The following is a 16993-nucleotide window of genomic DNA, read 5'->3' as shown; positions in this document are numbered from 1 at the left end:
GTATGCTGATAGGTGAACATTTCGACATCAGGTTGAGACGACAGCAAGGAGAGGATTTAGACATCCATGAAATTTGCCGTACTGGATTTTGAGACCACAGGTACTCAGTCCACCGATGATATTATTCAAGTTGGGCTTGCCATTATAGATCATGATTTAAGTATTTCCACTGTATATTCTTCTATGGTGAAGCCGGGAGTGCCGATTCCTCCTTTTATAGAAGGTTTAACAGGAATTAAAAATGAAGATGTAGAGAACGCTCCAGAGTTAGACGATGTTATTTTGGAGATGATTCCTCTATTAGAAGATGCTGTGCTTGTCGGGCACAATGTCGGTTTTGATTTAGGATTTTTGCAACGCGCTTTGGATCAGACAGGATATTTGGCATTTACAGGTCGAGTGCTGGATACGATGGATTTGTTACGTATCTTTTTCCCGAATCTATCGAGCTACCAGTTAAGCATGGTAAGCAAAGACTTGGGATTCGTTCATGATCGTCCTCATCAAGCAGATAGTGATGCGTTAGCGACTGCTCATGTATTTCTAAAGTGCTTGGAAGAGTTAAATGATCTACCATTAATTACAGTCCAGCGTCTATCTGAATTATTTGATAATCAGGATAGTGATCTGGGTTGGTATTTTGATGGCGTGCGGATGGAAAAAGAAGCACAGCCGATTCAAGATTTAGACGAACATCGCTTTTTCCGTCAATTGGCGTTAAAAGTAGGCGATTGGAATGAAATTTTGCCGGCTCATGAAGAGCGAGGTAATATGCCACTTGCCGATGTTTCATTTGATGAATTTTTGGAGCAAGTGAAACAAAACTTACGTAATCTGCTTCCTCATTATGAAGAACGTGAACCGCAGAATCGTATGTTTGAAGAAGTGATCAAAGCGATGACCGATGATAAGCATCTATTGATCGAAGCAGGAACAGGAACAGGCAAATCGCTAGGGTACTTATTACCTTCGATTTATCATAGTGTCAAAGAAAACGATCGTGTGATGGTAAGTACGCATACGATTAACTTGCAAGAACAGTTGCGAGAACGCGATATTCCATTATTGACTCAAGTTGTTCCATTTGCATTTCGTGCTGCCGTATTCAAAGGACGCCAGCATTATTTGTGTCTGCGCAAATTTGAGCATAAAATAAATACAAAAGAATTTCAAAGCCCTAAAGAAGATGTATTGATTGCAGCTCAAATGATTGTCTGGTTAAATTCGACAGAAACCGGAGATGATGAAGAACTCAATATGGGTAATCGTGGTGCTGACTTCTGGGAAACGGTAGCCAGTGATACCGATTCTTGTCTGGGTCGTGCATGTCCATGGTTCCGCAAATGTTTTTACCATCGTGCGAAGCATGAAGCAGGTACAGCAGATGTAGTTATTACCAATCACTCGAAATTATTTACCGATGTCAAAGCAGGACATCAATTGTTACCTGCTTATGATCGCTTGGTTATTGATGAAGCACATCATCTAGAAGATGTGGCAGGTAAGCACTTGGGTATGCATATGAAATATTTCACATTGGTTCATCCACTGTTAAGATTGTTCAAAGACAGCAAAAATGGTCAGTTAGCGATTTTGCGTCAACAATTAGGTTCTTCTGGCAATGAACGTGGTATGGATTGGGCGATAGCGATTGATAATCTATATCCTGAAATTGTAGATGTCAAAGAAAACTGGGATAAATTGAGCGAGTTACTATTTGCTTTGTTACCTCAACGTAGTGATGCCGCTCCTGGTGAAGCCGGGCAATTTACACTTCGTCTTTTACCGGAAAAGCAACCGACCGAATGGAATGTGATTACAGAGCTTGAGAATCAGATTCATATCGGCCTGAGCCAGTTGATTCGTAAAGGCGAGCAAGTGATGAATCAGATTAAAGACAGCGATGAGCAGTTAGGCACAGATAGTCTGGTAACAGACGTATCAGGTCTATTCAAAGACTTAACAGTGGTACGAGATGATCTGCGTCAATTTGTGAAGTTGGAAAGTACAGATACAGTCTACTGGTATGAAGCTAATGGGAATTACCGTAGCAAGTCTTTACAGATGTATGCTGTACCGGTTGATGTAAGCAAGCAATTGAAAGAGTACTTTTTTGATAAAAAGAAAAGTATTATTTTGACATCAGCGACATTATCAATAGAAAAGAAATTCCAATATATGATTGAACAGTTAGGGCTTGTAGAAGCGGAAAAAGAAGGTCGATTGATGACCGAACAGTTATCTTCACCTTTCAATTATCGTGAGCAATCGCTGTTGTTAATTCCGCGCGATTTTCCAAGTGTCAAAGGCAGTGTTGGTGATGCATTCTTTGTAGATACGTTAGCGAACTCATTAGCGGAGACTGCCAAAGCGACCAATGGACGAATGATGGTGTTATTTACCTCTTATCGGATGCTCAAGCAGGTGTATGAGCCATTGAAAGAGAAGTTATCACATAGCGATATTGCAGTATTTGGACAAGGGGTCGATGGAGGAAGTCGTACCAAGCTCACTCGAAGATTCCAAGAGCGTTCCGCTTCGGTGTTGCTGGGTACAAGTAGCTTCTGGGAAGGGGTCGATATTCCAGGCGAAGCGTTAACCTGTCTGGCGATCGTACGTTTACCTTTTCAACCGCCCAATCATCCACTGCTTGAAGCCAAAAGTGAACGGCTGAAAAAAGAAAAGAAAAATCCATTTATGAAATTATCTGTACCGCAAGCAGTTATCCGTTTCAAACAAGGTTTTGGTAGATTAGTACGGACATCTAGTGATCGGGGAATCGTTATTGTCTATGACACTCGTGTGATCGAGTCCTATTATGGCAAGCATTTTCTATATTCATTGCCCGGTCCCAAAATGGAACATATGCCGACAGAGCAGATGGTACCCCGTATTACAGAATGGCTTAGCCAGGCCGAACCTGAAAAGGAAACTGTAAATCAAGAGGGGGAGCAAGCATGAAATCCGACAAAATATCAGAAGCAGTCGTGCGAAGACTACCTGTATACCTTAGATATCTGAACGAACTTCACACACGTGAAGTTCCTACAGTGTCTTCGCAAGAACTGGGACAAAAATTAGACTTGAATCCAGCACAAATTCGCAAAGATTTAGCTTATTTTGGAGATTTTGGACGTAAAGGGATCGGTTATGATGTATCGTATTTGATTGAGAAAATACGTCATATTTTAAAATTAGATCAACAAATCAATGTGGCACTTGTAGGCGCAGGTAATCTAGGGCATGCCCTTTCTAACTATAATATGTATCTAAAAGAAACAATGAAAATCGTAGCTGTGTTTGATTCCAACGATTCGAAAGTAGGCTCTTTAATCAATACATTAGTCGTACAGCCTATTGATGAACTTGGAATTACAGTCAAAGCGAGAAGTATTCGTATCGGAATTGTTACAGTGCCTAATGTTGAAGCACAGCGTGTAGCAGATCAGTTAATTGAAGCAGGGGTCGAGGCTATTTTGAACTTTGCACCGATTATTTTGAAAGCTCCACCGCATATCCGTGTGCATACTGCTGATTTTACAACGGATTTATTAAGCCTTGCCTATTACCTGGAAGATGGAAAGGAACATGAAACTAATGAATAACACCTCGAACAAATGGGTCATCAAAAACGGTATGTTTGCTATAATGAGCGAAGAGAAATCAATGCTTTTTGGACATATGGTGATTGAAGATGGATGGATTACGTATCTTGGAGAAGAAGAACCTGTGATCGAAGAAGACACAACCGTAGTGGATGGCAATCATTTGTTCTTTATTCCGGGTCTAGTCAACAGTCATGGTCATGCAGCGATGTCCTTGTTACGTGGATATGGAGATGATCTTGCTCTACAAGTATGGTTACAAGAAAAAATGTGGCCGATGGAAGCGAAATTTACAAGTGACGATGTATACTGGGGAACTGCTCTGTCTGTGTTAGAAATGTTAAAAGGCGGCACGACTACATTCCTCGATATGTATGATCGCTCAGAACGTGTAGCCGAAGTGGTAGAACAATCCGGTATGCGTGCAGTATTGATGCGTGGTGTAATCGGCTTGTGTTCAGAAGAAGAACAAAAGCAAAAGCTAAAACAATCAATCGACTTTGCACGTGATTGGCATGGTCAAGCGAATGGACGTATTACAACGATGATGTCTCCACATGCACCGTATACTTGTCCACCTGCATACATCGAACAATTTGTACAAGCAGCTCATGATTTGGATTTGCCGCTGCATACACATATGTCTGAGACACTAGCAGAAGTTCAATTAAACGTTACAGATTATGGATTACGTCCTGTAGCTCATTTGGAGAAATTAGGATTTTTCACTCGTCCAGCATTGTTAGCTCATGCTGTTCATTTGAATGATGAAGAGATCGAAGTACTTGCTGAGAATAAAGTAGCGATCTCTCATAACCCGGGCAGTAACCTCAAATTAGCAAGTGGTGTAGCGCGTGTACCGGATCTGTTGCGTGCAGGTGTTGTTGTGTCTTTGGGAACAGATGGCCCGGCAAGTAATAACAATCTGGATATGTTTGAAGAAATGCGTTTGGCTGCTCTTATTCATAAAGGAGTATCCGGCGATCCAACAGCTGTGCCTGCATTAGAAGCATTGAAAATGGGTACTGAATACGGTGCAAGATCTGTATTTTTGAATGACGTAGGTACATTCGCTGTAGGAATGAAAGCTGACATTACAGCACTTAATGTAGATCAACCGCATTTCTTACCACGTACTGATTTTATTTCACATACGATCTATTCTGCATCTGCCAAAGATGTATTGCATGTCTGGGTAGACGGTAAGCAATTGATCAAAGACGGTATATCATTAACATTGGATGAAGAAAAAATTCGTCATGAAGCCCAAAGTGCTTTTGAAGGTTTGCTTAAACGCTAACTGGAAGTCGACAGGAAAGGATGGCGTGTTTTGCGAAATTTGGGAAGTGGCAAGTGGATTGCAATCATTATTGTTGTAGTAGGATTGCTGATATTAGGTGTAAATCAATTTTATGTGCATGTAATGGCAAAGCCATGGAGTAAAGAACAACTGGCTATTAACAGCGCACAGGAAAAAGCAGATATTGTATCTGTGACGCGTACGTTCAATTCCGTCTGGACAGATAGTTCAACGTATTGGGTTGTAGAAGGTAAAAATACAGCACAAGAAGATCTAATGGTCTGGGTCAAATTTAATATAGACGGTTCGGTAGCAGAAGGAGCTAATGCAGTGCATGTTGAGAAAACAGCAGGTACAGTATCCTATCAAGCCGCCACCGATCTTTTGCAAAAAGATTTGCCTGGAGCAGAAGCTGTACGAATTGTACCTGGCTCATATAATGGAAAATATGCATGGCAAGTTTTTGCCAAACTGAATGAACGTTATTATTATCTTTTCTACAATTTCCGTGATGGAACCAAATTAGGTGGACCTATGGAATTGCCTGCAACTTTAAAAGGAACAGGGCAAGAATAACATCATCAAGCTTAAACCATATAAAAAAGCATGATCTAAGGAATTCATATACTGAATCCAAAGATCATGCTTTTTTGTTAATTAAGCATAGATTATAAACGGAATTGTAGTACCGTATTTTGTAATTTTTCAGCCATAGAATGAAGTGTAGCGGTATGAGCTGTACTTTCTTCCAAGAAAGCTAATTGTTCTTCTGTAGCTGCACTTACGCTTTCAGTGTTAGAAGCAACATGATCGGTCAAGCTTGAGATATTTTCCATAGATTTGACAATCTTCTGTGAATGTTCCGATAAATGATGGATAGAAGCAGTCACTTCTTTAATTTCAGAAGTGGTATGATCGGTTAGAGATTTAATGGTATTAAACAAATTACCTACAGAATGAGCCGCAGCAATACCTTGACTTACTTCTTTAACCATGTTTTCCACCGATTCGGTAGCACCTTTTGTTTCACTTTGAATAGCATTGACAAGTGCTCTCACCCGATCTACGGATTCATTGGTTTCGTTAGAAAGTTTACGGATTTCGGAAGTAACAACAGCAAATCCACGTCCGTGTTCACCTGCACGTGCAGCTTCAATCGCTGCATTGAGAGAAAGAAGACCTGTCTGAGCTGCAATCGAAGAAATTGCATTATTGATTTCTTCAATTTCTCCAGAGCGTTTGTTTAACGAAGAAATAATCACTTCCAATTTACTCATACGTTGATGAATTTGATCCATTTGGTTCATAACATGTACTATTTCTTGATTGCCGAGTAGCGCTTGACTTTGTGCTTGTTGCGCAACGCTCATCGCTTGCTGGCTACTTTGATCAATCTGCTGAATATCTTTATTAACATCATAGACAGTTTGTAATCCACCTTCTACAATTTTAACTTGATCCTGTGTACTGCTAGATAGATCAGACATAATGTCTGCAACGTGTTCAGCAGCTTTGCCTGTTTCAGAGGTACCACTAGCAACATCTTTAGAAATTGTAATAACCTGTGAAGCATTATCATTAATTTCATGAACAAGATGACGCAAGTTATTTTTCATACTATTAAAGGAAATAGCTAACTCCCCTAATTCATCTTTTTGCTTAACATTTACATCTTCAATATTGAGATCCCCTGTAGAAATAGATTTGGCTGCTTTACTTAATTTTTGTAATGGTTTGGAGATAAGACGTGAAATAAAGATGCCAATAATAATCGCTAATGCGAAGTTAATGATGCTGATTGCGATAGCTAACTGGCGAACATGTGCTATTTTTTGTGTATTTTCATCTTTGGCAGCCGTCATTAAAGCATCTTGTTGATCCGAAAATTGTTGAGCAAACTTAACAATAATACTTCCTACAGGAATAACACTGGTAATCACATCAAGATAAGATTGATCCACTTGAGCAGGAGGCAGGTTGAACAGTTCTTGAGCGTGGGTTTTGTAATACTCGTTCATTTTCAGCATATAATCTAATTGAGCGGTATCTTCTTTGGAGACGACTAAGCTTTTCATCTCATTCAAAAGTTTGGTCGTCTGATCATTCGTACTTAATAATTGAGAACCATAGTACGAATCGCGACTCAGCATATAGGTCTGCATATATCCATTTTGAGTAGTAGCATAAAATTTCAAATTATCTGCTTGTGATTTTAGAGTGACATAACGATCCAAAATTGTACTCATCGATTGCTGAATTTGTTGAAGAGACATAATATAGATCACTCCCGCACAGCCAGCAATAAGAGCAATGGCAAGAAATCCAGCTAAAAGCTTATGCAGGATAGATAGACGCATCGCAGACCACTCCTTCATATATACTTATTTCCATTTCGCTATATACTTTTCTTCATTAGCTGGGGTAATCAGTTCATAAGGAATGCTGATTTCTTTAGGAACTTGTTTACCATTAGCAGCTTCTATTGCTGTTTGAAGACCTTGACTACCTTGAGCCGATGCATTTTGAAAAACGGTAACTTTTAATTTATTAGCTTTCATAAAATTCAAAGCATCCATCGTACCATCTACACCTGCAAATACAATATTTTGATCTTTTCCATTAATTTGAGTTGCAAGAATAGCCCCAATAATCATTTCATCATTATTGGCAACAACCGCATCAATTTGTTGACCGGATGCCAACCATTTGGCCATTAGTGCCATACTTTTAGCACGATCATAATTCGCTGTTTCTTCAAAAACAATTTTCATATTAGGGTATTTAGCGATAACGTCTTTATTTCCCTGGGTACGGTTAACCTGTGCATCACTACCCATATCGCCATCCATAATAGCAATATTGCCTTTTCCGCCCAAAAGCTTGGCGACTTCATTCATCTGAAGCTTACCAGCGGTTAATGAATCTGAACCTACATAAGAAGTGAGAGTATCTAATTCTTTGAAAGTACGATTGACGGCTACAATCGGGATATTCGCTTGATTGGCTAGATCAACAATCGTTTTTGAAATCGAGGGGTCCATTGGTAGAAAAGCAATAGCTTTGACATCTTGCGCAATAAATTCTTTGATTTGTTGAAGTTGAGTAGAAGCATCATTTTTGGCATCAGCATAAATCACATTCACATCAGGATGTTTTTTAGCATAACTTTCCATGCCGGCTGCTACATAACTGATAAAACGGTCATTCATATCTGGGATAGATACTCCAATAGTGACTTTTCCTGTTGTAGTTGTGTTAGTCGTAGTTGTGGGTGTTGCTTCAGTAGTAGTGGAAGTAGATGCAGTAGAAGTTGAGGAATTAGGACTTACAGATGAAGTTAAAGAACAACCTGCCATCAACATAAGAAGAGCTACTGCCAACAAAATAGGGGGATACTTAAACCATAGGCGCATTATCTAACCTCCATACTAGTCATTTTCAAACGAATATAACGTTTACATTTTGTGCATTATCTAAAATAAAGACAAAATGTGACAAGATTATAAAGGCATTATCGACAAAGGGTAAGGGTTTTGTTAGAGCCGATTTAAATTCTACTAAGAAAGGAATAGATAAATGAAAATACCGCTACTCTGGTATCTAAAAGTAGCGGTATTAGAAATCAAAAAACACGTATGATATACTATATATAGATGAATAATTGTAAACACACCAAAAAACCTATCTATTTACTGTTACCGATAGCCGCTAAAATACCGAAGTAAAATATATGTTGTTATGTACACCGTGTTTACTACATTAAAGGAGGACGTATATGAAACTCCGTGTCATGCCTATTTTTATAACAGTCATCGTATCTGCCACTGTATTATTTGGTGGATGGTTTACGTATCGTCAGTTGACTCTCTACAGTCCACTTACGAAAATTGTACAGAACTATCCTGGGGTAAATGCCTCTCATATTAGTATTAACCCAAAAGAAGTCATGTTGAAACTCGATCTTGCTCCTTCTGCAGATTTAGGTGGTTTGGTACAGACTTTGAATAAGCAAGGAACCGATATCTGGGGTACACGTACACTCCAATTAGAAGTAACAGATCACTCGAATACAGAACTCGACAAAGTATGGGAAAATGCAATGTTCTCTGTTTCTCAAGCAATGGCTACACAAAAATATACTGAAATTCCGGAAACTGTTGAAAGTATCATGCAACAAAATAAAAATATTCAAGTTAAAGCAGAAATGGATGAACGTAACGTATACGTATCTTTGAGCAATGGGAAGGGAAGCAAATTCCTGATCTTGCCACGTAATTCTCAAGTCACAGGAGGAAGCGCCTAATGCCTAAATGGACAAAAGAGATTGTTGTTGGATTTGTGCCGGTCTTGTTAATTTTTCTTATTTTTGTAGGATATAATATTTTACCGTTGTTGTTGATTGCTGCTCTAGTAGGTGGAACATTCTTGGTGATGCAAATGCGTGGTGGCTTAGCTGTTGGTGCTGCGCAAGAACGTAAACGTAAAAAAAATGGCCCACTTAAATTAACATTTGAACAAATTGGTGGTCAGGATAATGCGAAGCGTGAATTACGTGAAGCTCTTGATTTTCTAGTACGTCATGATGAAATGAACAAATTCGGAATTCGTCCGTTAAAAGGAATACTGCTTACAGGTCCTCCGGGGACAGGTAAAACATTAATGGCAAAAGCTGCTGCTCATTATACTGATTCTGTATTTGTCAGTGCGTCTGGTAGTGAATTTGTAGAAATGTATGTTGGTGTTGGTGCAGGACGTATTCGTGATTTGTTCAAAGATGCTCGTACACGTGCTGCCAAAGAAAATAAGCAAAGCGCGATTATTTTTATCGATGAAATAGATGTTATTGGTGGTAAACGTGAAGGTGGACAACAACGAGAGTATGATCAGACGCTGAATCAGTTGTTGACCGAAATGGATGGAATTTATAGCAATGAAGCACCACGTATTTTGATTATTGCTGCTACTAACCGTAAAGAAATGCTGGATAGTGCATTGTTACGTCCAGGTCGTTTTGATCGTCATATTCAAGTGGATCTACCTGATAAAAAAGGTCGTAAACACATTCTAGAACTTCATGCAGCGAACAAACCGCTTGCAAAAGAAACCGATCTAGATAAATTGGCAGAAGAAGCGTATGGTTTCTCTGGTGCTCAATTGGAAAGTGTAATGAATGAAGGCGCTATTTATGCGATGCGTCAAAATGCAGATCATATTTTACAAAGTCATTTATCGATGGCGATTGATAAAGTTATGATGGGTGAAAAAACAGATCGTGAATCCAGTATTGAAGAAAAACGTCGTGTAGCGATTCATGAACTAGGACATGCGATTATGGCAGAAGTGGTTCGTCCGGGTAGTGTAGGGCAAGTCGCACTTAGTCCACGTGGACAAGCACTAGGTTATGTACGTCACAATCCTGCACAAGAGCAATACTTGTATACGAAGCCATTTTTGGAAGAGCAAATTATGATTGCTCTTGGCGGAGCTGCTGCTGAAGAAATGTATTATGAAGGACGCAGTACAGGTTCTAGAGGCGATTTCGATCAAGCGCTCAATATTGTTCAGACAATGATGGAATCCGGTCTTACGAAGCTTGGCATCGTCAGTATGAATATGGTTCCTAAAGAGCAAATTATGAAAGAAAATAATGCAATTTTAGAAGATTTAACCAGACGTACCAAAGAAATTCTAGATAGTCGTCGCCTTATTTTTGACACATCTTTAGACATTTTGTTAAAAGAAGAAGTGTTATCCGGCGAACAATTTCGACAACAGTTCAATAAAAGTTCAAATGTACCAGCATAATTTAAAATGCTGGTACTTTTTTTTTACTTTTTGCCTGCGCTACGCTATTATTAGATGTTGGAGAGTATATCAAAGCCTGACATTATGTTTTGATTTTTTCGGCTTCAATACGCAAGTACACAAGATTGGTTTTGAAGTATCTATGTATTTTGTATAAAGGCAAGCTAGAGAAGACACAACAACGAATAGAAGGCTTCAAAGGATATAGGCTGAGCATATATAGTCTGTACACTTTATGAATATTGGAAGGGTGGAAAGAAACCATGAATTTTAAAAAAGTCGGCGTTATCGGCGGCGGTACAATGGGACAAGGTATTTCTGAAATGCTTGCTAAAAAGGGCATCGAGGTATTACTTGTTGAGAAAACACAGGACAAGCTGAACCATGCTTGGGATATGATTGAGACAAGTCTAGACAAGCAAATGGAAAAATGGGCATTAACTCAAGCAGAGAAAAAATTGATTTTGTCCAAAATCACTAAAGTGACTCATTTTGCAGACCTGGGTACATGTGAACTTGTTATTGAAACAATCAGTGAAGATCCAGAAGCGAAAAAAGAAGTATTTGCTCAATTGGACCAAGTATGTCCAAGCAGCGTTATTCTAGCAAGTAACACATCTACACTGAGCTTAACAGAACTTGCGAGTTCAACGATGTATCCGGAACGTGTTATTGGAATGCACTTTATTTATCCAGTATCCAAAATTGATCTTGTAGAAATCATTCGTGGTCTTCGTACATCCGATCAAACGTTTGAAGTGACAAAAAACTTTATTGAGCAAACAGTAAACAAACGCGGAATCATGGTTTACGAATCTCCTGGATTTGTAACAAGCCGTATTATTTGTTTATTGATCAATGAAGCATTGCATGTACTTGAAGAAGGCGTAGCTTCTGCTGAAGATATCGATGATTCGATGCGCATTGGTTACCAATTCCAATATGGCCCGCTTGAAATGGCTGACCGTTTCGGACTGGATTCAGTAAATGCAGCACTTGAGCGTATGTTCCGCGAATACGGAGAGTTGAAATATCGTCCGGCGATCATTTTGAAAAAAATGGTTCGTGCAGGTAGTCTTGGCGTGAAAACAGGCGAAGGATTCTTCAAGTATGACAAGGATGGTGACCGGATATGAAAGTACTCGTAATTAATGCAGGTAGTTCTTCTCTAAAATACCAGTTGTACAACATGACAGACGAAAGTGTTCTAGCCAAAGGACGCGTAGAACGAATCGGAATGGATTCTTCTATCCTTGTTCATGAGCCTACAGGCGGCGAAGAATACAACACTGTAAGCGAAATTCTAGATCATACAATTGCGATTCGTCGTGTACTCGAAAGCTTAACAGATGCAAAACATGGTGTTATGCAATCTGTAGACGAAATTGATGCTGTAGGTCACCGTGTAGTACAAGGGGCAGAATCATTTAAAGAATCTGTGCTTGTAGACAAAGATGTGAAAAAAGAAATTCGTCGCTTATTCGATCTTGCTCCTCTTCATAACCCTGCTCATATCATGGGGATTGAAGCGGTTGAGTTGAATATGCCTGACGTACCGCAGGTTGTTGTATTTGATACAGCATTCCACCAAACGATGCCTGAAAAAGCATATTTGTATGCTATTCCTAAAGTACTTTACAAAAAACATAAAGTACGTCGTTATGGATTCCACGGCACGTCTCATTATTATGTAAGTCTTGCAGCGGCTGAATACCTTAAACGTCCTTTAAAAGAGCTTAAAGTAATCACTTGCCATATCGGTAACGGTGGTAGCTTAACAGCTGTTAAAGACGGTATCTCTGTAGATACATCAATGGGAATGACACCGCTTGAAGGTCTAATCATGGGTACACGTAGTGGTGACCTTGATCCAGCGATCGTACCTTATGTAATGAACAAAGAAGAACTCAGTATCGGTGAAGTTAACTTTATGTTGAACAAACATAGTGGACTTATGGCGATTTCTGGTTCAAGCAGTGATATGCGTGAAATTACAGATGCTATGGCAGAAGGCGATGCTAATTCAACACTTGCTTTTGAAATGTTTGAATATCGTTTACGTAAATACATCGGTTCGTATGTAGCTGCTATGGACGGTGTAGATGTTATCGTCTTTACCGCAGGTATCGGTGAAAACTCTGCAATCGTTCGTGAAAAAGTATGCGAAAACTTAACATATCTTGGTGTAAAATTGGATCCAGAATTGAACAAAATCCGTTCTGGTGATCCACGTCGTATTTCTACACCGGATTCCAAAGTAGAAGTACTGGTTGTTCCTACGAATGAAGAGCTTGTTATTGCACGTGATACGTACAAGTTGATTCAAAAGTAAGCAACATAATAGATCATAAACAAGCAGATGTTTATTGTATAATGATTTAAAATAGGTAAATGGATGTTATTCAAATGATTTGAATAATGATAATATAAAAGCTTCTCAGTAGAAATCAAAGCAAAGTCGTTTTTTGCTTTGATTTCTTGCTGAAAATCGCTTGTAGTCATTACCTATTTCATTGATGTTGCTCAATAAGCAAAAGGGAGAGTATATAAATGTCTACCAAAACCGTTATAAAAAAAGTAAATGAGCATGTTGAACAGACTGTCACGATTGGCGCATGGATCAACAATAAGCGCTCTAGCGGTAAAATTCAGTTTTTACAATTACGTGATGGTACAGGATATATTCAAGGCGTTGTTGTAAAAAGCGAAGTGTCTGAAGAATTGTGGAACGATGCGAAAAGCCTAACACAAGAAAGCTCTTTGTATGTAACAGGTATTATTCGTGAAGAACCACGCAGTAAATCTGGATATGAGATGACTGTTACAGGCATCGAAATTATTCATTTAACTGAAAACTATCCGATTACACCCAAAGAACATGGTACTGATTTCTTAATGGATCATCGTCATCTATGGTTACGTTCGAATAGACAGCGTGCGGTTATGGTAATTCGTGCTGAAATTATTCGTGCGGTACAAGAATTTTTCAACACTAACGGATTTACCAAAGTCGATCCACCAATCTTGACACCGTCTGCGGCAGAAGATTCTACAGAATTGTTCCATATCAAATACTTTGATGAAGATGCATATCTAACACAAAGTGGACAGTTGTATATGGAAGCAGCAGCTATGGCACTGGGTAAAGTATATTCATTTGGCCCTACATTCCGTGCTGAAAAATCCAAAACACGTCGTCACTTGATCGAGTTCTGGATGATCGAGCCTGAAATGGCATTTACCGATCATGAAGAAAGTCTACGTGTGCAAGAACAATTTGTATCATATGTCGTACAATCTGTTCTTAAAAACTGTCGTACAGAGTTGGAAACATTGGAGCGCGATATTTCCAAATTGGAAAATATTCAAGCGCCATTCCCACGTATCTCTTATGACGAAGCGATTGAGTTCTTAAAAGGTAAAGATTTCGATATTCCTTGGGGTAATGACTTTGGTGCGCCGCACGAAACAGCGATTGCTGAAGCGTATGACAAGCCTGTATTTATCACCAATTATCCTAAAGATATCAAAGCATTCTATATGAAACCTGATCCTGAACGTCCTGAAGTAGTATTGTGTGCAGATATGATCGCACCTGAAGGATATGGAGAGATTATTGGTGGATCACAACGTATCGACGATCCAGAATTAATGAAACAGCGTTTTGAAGAGCATAACCTGACAGAAGAAGCTTATAAATGGTATTTGGATCTACGCACATACGGAAGTGTACCGCATTCTGGCTTCGGTCTAGGTCTAGAACGTACAGTGGCATGGATTTGTGGATTGGATCATGTCCGCGAAACGATTGCCTTCCCACGTATGTTGTACCGTCTGTACCCTTAGTCTCTACGTAGGATGATGTCTAATCGTAGAGCAATAGAAAGGGTGAATCACATGGGCGGAGAACAATGGAAGTCCTGGTCTAAAGGTGCTGCCTTTGCTTTGGGTTTGCAGACAGCGAATGTGCCGTATGCATTGCTCAAATATTATCAGGCATTAGATCTGGATGATGCGGAAGCAATGTTGCTCATTCAAATTCTATCTTTTCGACAAGTTGAAAATAATGAATTCCCGACACTTGAAGAACTACAGTGGCGAACAGGAGCAGATGCTTCATTGATCGCTACTCGTATCCAGAAGTTAATGAAGTCAGGATTTATTTTGATTGAGGATGAAGAAGACCCGTTAACAGGCATTCGCTATGAGCGTTATGATCTAAGCGGATTGTATGAGAAACTGGGGACTGTACTGGCGACAGAGCAACAAGATCGTATCGATTCTTCAGACGTATTACCAGAACCAGTTAAACCAATGTCCAAAGCGGATAAGCAAGCAGAAAACGAACGGAACCTTTTTATCATTTTTGAAAAAGAATTCGCTCGTCCATTATCTCCGATGGAATGTGAAACCATCTCAAGTTGGATTGATCAGGATCGGTATGCAGAAGAATTGATTCTAATGGCGCTCAAAGAAGCTGTATTTGCTGGTAAGCTTCATTTCAGATACATTGATCGTATTTTACTAGAATGGAATCGGAATCGTGTACGCACCGTAGAAGACGCTCGTGCACATACCCAAAAATTCCGTCAACGGTAAGTGAAAAGTATCTATTGTACATGAAGCAAAAGTATAACCTTATAGATAGAGTCAGAGCCAAAGAAGGCTATTTCCCGATATGTATTCGAGGAGATAGCCTTTTTTTATCATATGTACAAATATATTAGGTTTAACTATGATCGGATAAAAGCTTTTTCCTCAGATCATAGCACTGTATTAAAATATACTTACGTCATAACTATCAAAATATAACGTACATACGAAATTATACAGCATCATATTTTTAAAATAATAAGATACACGATACAGAAAAAGATAGTATAGTCGCGATTAAAACTAATGAAAATAACATCAAAACATACGGAAAAATAAGATTTTAAAAAATATTTTTAAATTTTTTTTCGTTATGAAATCATTGTTTTTTGTACATTTTCAGAGGTGATATCAAGAAAGATAATTAATTTATATTTTAGATTTAATATTCATATAAAAGTATAATTATACATTATCCTATATTTGGGAAAAAGGAGTTTGACTAAATGTGAGAGTAACATAAATTATAGTTAGCTACTTAGGTGTGAGATATATATGACATGAGGAGTAATATCATAAGGTGATACTTAAAAATGAATAATAGATGAAAAATGTTAACATATAAACAAACAAGTATAGGCTATCAAAGGGGTTTATGTAGGTTAACAAATAAAAAAGAAAGATCTTTGGAAGGAATGAGAAGATGAATCTAAGAAAATAACCTTATTTAAAGTAACTATATGAAACTATTTTTATATAATTATGAACTTTCATGTCACTTTATATAACACAAATACGAAAATGTGTACATATTATGGACAAAAGAGAAGGAAATCAGAAATGTAAACGGAATGTGAAAAAATATACAGTAAATATTAAATTGGAAAAAAGTTTATTAAAAATGTAAGCGCTAAACTAATTAGGTATGTTTCTATTCTTTGTGCACATTTAATTTTGCAAAATATAATAAAATCAATTTCAGTAGGGTTGCAATTTATTTGAAATAGGAGTAAAGTTACTTTTGCCCTGATAAACAAGTACTGAATACTTACAAATACATGACTACTACCTCATAATTATTCATAACAAGCTAAAGTGGTTAGAGTATAGAGTGATCTAAAATCAAGATAAACACGTAACACAGAGTAATACAAAATAAAACATTCAATTAGGAGAGATACAAAATGATGAACAGCAAAATTCAAAAAGTATTATTGTCTACAGTAGTAGCAGCAAGTTTGGGAGCAGTATCTGTAGTAGCACCTTTGGGAGCACACCAAGTATCTGCTGCAAGTAACGAATCTAACCATGAGAAAAACAAAGATAAAGCAGAAAAACGTGCTGACAACGCTGCTTACCAAGCTGCTGTATCTGCACAAGTAAATGCAATGTTCGGTTCTTCTAACGAAACAACAACTGCTCCAGAACAAGAAAAAACAGATGCCGCTAAGACACCTGCTACTGAAACTCAAGCTAAAACAAACGTAACTGTAGTTGTTCCACAAGGTGCTAGCCTTACTGAAATCGCTGCTCAATATGGTGTAACTGTAGATGAGTTGATTGCTGCTAACAATCTTCTTCCAGCTGGATACCAATTGACTATTCCGCAAAAATAAGATTTATCCATCTGATCGGCCAAGAGCATAGGATAGAAAAATACCAATAAAGATATACATGAAGCCATCTACTG

Annotated in this window: 13 protein-coding genes; 11 read left to right on the top strand and 2 right to left on the bottom strand. The window is 38.4% G+C overall.

Translation table 11 applies throughout. The features are described from left to right. Window positions 1–66 precede the first annotated feature (66 nt). From dinG to QCD85_RS07725, 4 genes are read left to right on the top strand one after another with little or no spacing between them, the layout of a single operon-like run. Window positions 67–2961 (top strand): ATP-dependent DNA helicase DinG, encoded by a 2895-nt coding sequence (dinG, locus tag QCD85_RS07740; protein WP_301262192.1) that lies wholly within the window; start codon window positions 67–69, stop codon window positions 2959–2961. Next, window positions 2958–3605 carry a redox-sensing transcriptional repressor Rex gene (locus QCD85_RS07735; RefSeq protein WP_273612838.1) on the top strand — a complete coding sequence of 216 codons (648 nt, stop codon included), beginning with the start codon at window positions 2958–2960 and terminating at the stop codon, window positions 3603–3605. The genes dinG and QCD85_RS07735 overlap by 4 nt, the downstream gene beginning before the upstream one ends. Next, window positions 3598–4905: an amidohydrolase gene (locus QCD85_RS07730; protein WP_301262191.1), complete on the top strand. Its 1308-nt coding sequence runs from the start codon at window positions 3598–3600 to the stop codon at window positions 4903–4905. The genes QCD85_RS07735 and QCD85_RS07730 overlap by 8 nt, the downstream gene beginning before the upstream one ends. 30 nt (window positions 4906–4935) lie before the next feature. Next, the gene (locus QCD85_RS07725) at window positions 4936–5481 is read left to right on the top strand and encodes a cell wall elongation regulator TseB-like domain-containing protein (protein ID WP_274172433.1); all 546 of its coding nucleotides are present in this window, start codon (window positions 4936–4938) and stop codon (window positions 5479–5481) included. Between the two features lie 92 nt (window positions 5482–5573). Here the strand turns inward: QCD85_RS07725 and QCD85_RS07720 are convergent, their stop codons facing one another. Both QCD85_RS07720 and QCD85_RS07715 read right to left on the bottom strand, forming a co-directional pair. Then, on the bottom strand, window positions 5574–7262 hold the full coding sequence (locus QCD85_RS07720; RefSeq protein ID WP_301262190.1) for a methyl-accepting chemotaxis protein: 1689 nt from the start codon (window positions 7260–7262) through the stop codon (window positions 5574–5576). A gap of 24 nt (window positions 7263–7286) precedes the next feature. Next, a complete protein-coding gene (locus QCD85_RS07715; protein ID WP_301262189.1) occupies window positions 7287–8318 on the bottom strand; it encodes a sugar ABC transporter substrate-binding protein in 1032 nt (343 codons plus the stop codon). A 362-nt stretch (window positions 8319–8680) separates the two neighbouring features. Here QCD85_RS07715 and QCD85_RS07710 point away from each other — a divergent pair, with 362 nt between their 5' ends. The 7 genes from QCD85_RS07710 to QCD85_RS07680 all read left to right on the top strand — a co-directional run bounded on the left by QCD85_RS07710 (window position 8681) and on the right by QCD85_RS07680 (window position 16919). After that, window positions 8681–9208, top strand: a complete 528-nt coding sequence (locus QCD85_RS07710) for a hypothetical protein (RefSeq protein WP_273612833.1) — start codon at window positions 8681–8683, stop codon at window positions 9206–9208. Continuing rightward, window positions 9208–10710, top strand: a complete 1503-nt coding sequence (locus QCD85_RS07705) for an AAA family ATPase (protein WP_273612832.1) — start codon at window positions 9208–9210, stop codon at window positions 10708–10710. The genes QCD85_RS07710 and QCD85_RS07705 overlap by 1 nt, the downstream gene beginning before the upstream one ends. A 263-nt stretch (window positions 10711–10973) precedes the next feature. Next, entirely contained in the window at window positions 10974–11846 is an 873-nt protein-coding gene (locus tag QCD85_RS07700; RefSeq protein WP_274172436.1) for a 3-hydroxyacyl-CoA dehydrogenase family protein, read from the top strand. Further along, window positions 11843–13042, top strand: coding sequence for an acetate kinase (locus QCD85_RS07695; RefSeq protein ID WP_273612830.1), 1200 nt, complete (start codon window positions 11843–11845; stop codon window positions 13040–13042). The genes QCD85_RS07700 and QCD85_RS07695 overlap by 4 nt, the downstream gene beginning before the upstream one ends. Window positions 13043–13260: 218 nt before the next feature. Further along, complete coding sequence (asnS, locus tag QCD85_RS07690; RefSeq protein ID WP_273612829.1) at window positions 13261–14556, top strand: asparagine--tRNA ligase; 1296 nt, start codon at window positions 13261–13263, stop codon at window positions 14554–14556. Between the two features lie 51 nt (window positions 14557–14607). Next, window positions 14608–15309, top strand: a complete 702-nt coding sequence (locus QCD85_RS07685; protein ID WP_204823557.1) for a DnaD domain-containing protein — start codon at window positions 14608–14610, stop codon at window positions 15307–15309. Window positions 15310–16487: 1178 nt separating this feature from the next. After that, window positions 16488–16919 (top strand): LysM peptidoglycan-binding domain-containing protein, encoded by a 432-nt coding sequence (locus tag QCD85_RS07680; protein WP_301262188.1) that lies wholly within the window; start codon window positions 16488–16490, stop codon window positions 16917–16919. Window positions 16920–16993 lie beyond the last annotated feature (74 nt).

Source organism: Paenibacillus sp. PsM32 (assembly GCF_030433815.1).
Classification (GTDB): domain Bacteria; phylum Bacillota; class Bacilli; order Paenibacillales; family Paenibacillaceae; genus Saccharibacillus; species Saccharibacillus kyungheensis.
This window is presented reverse-complemented; position numbering and strand designations above follow the sequence as displayed.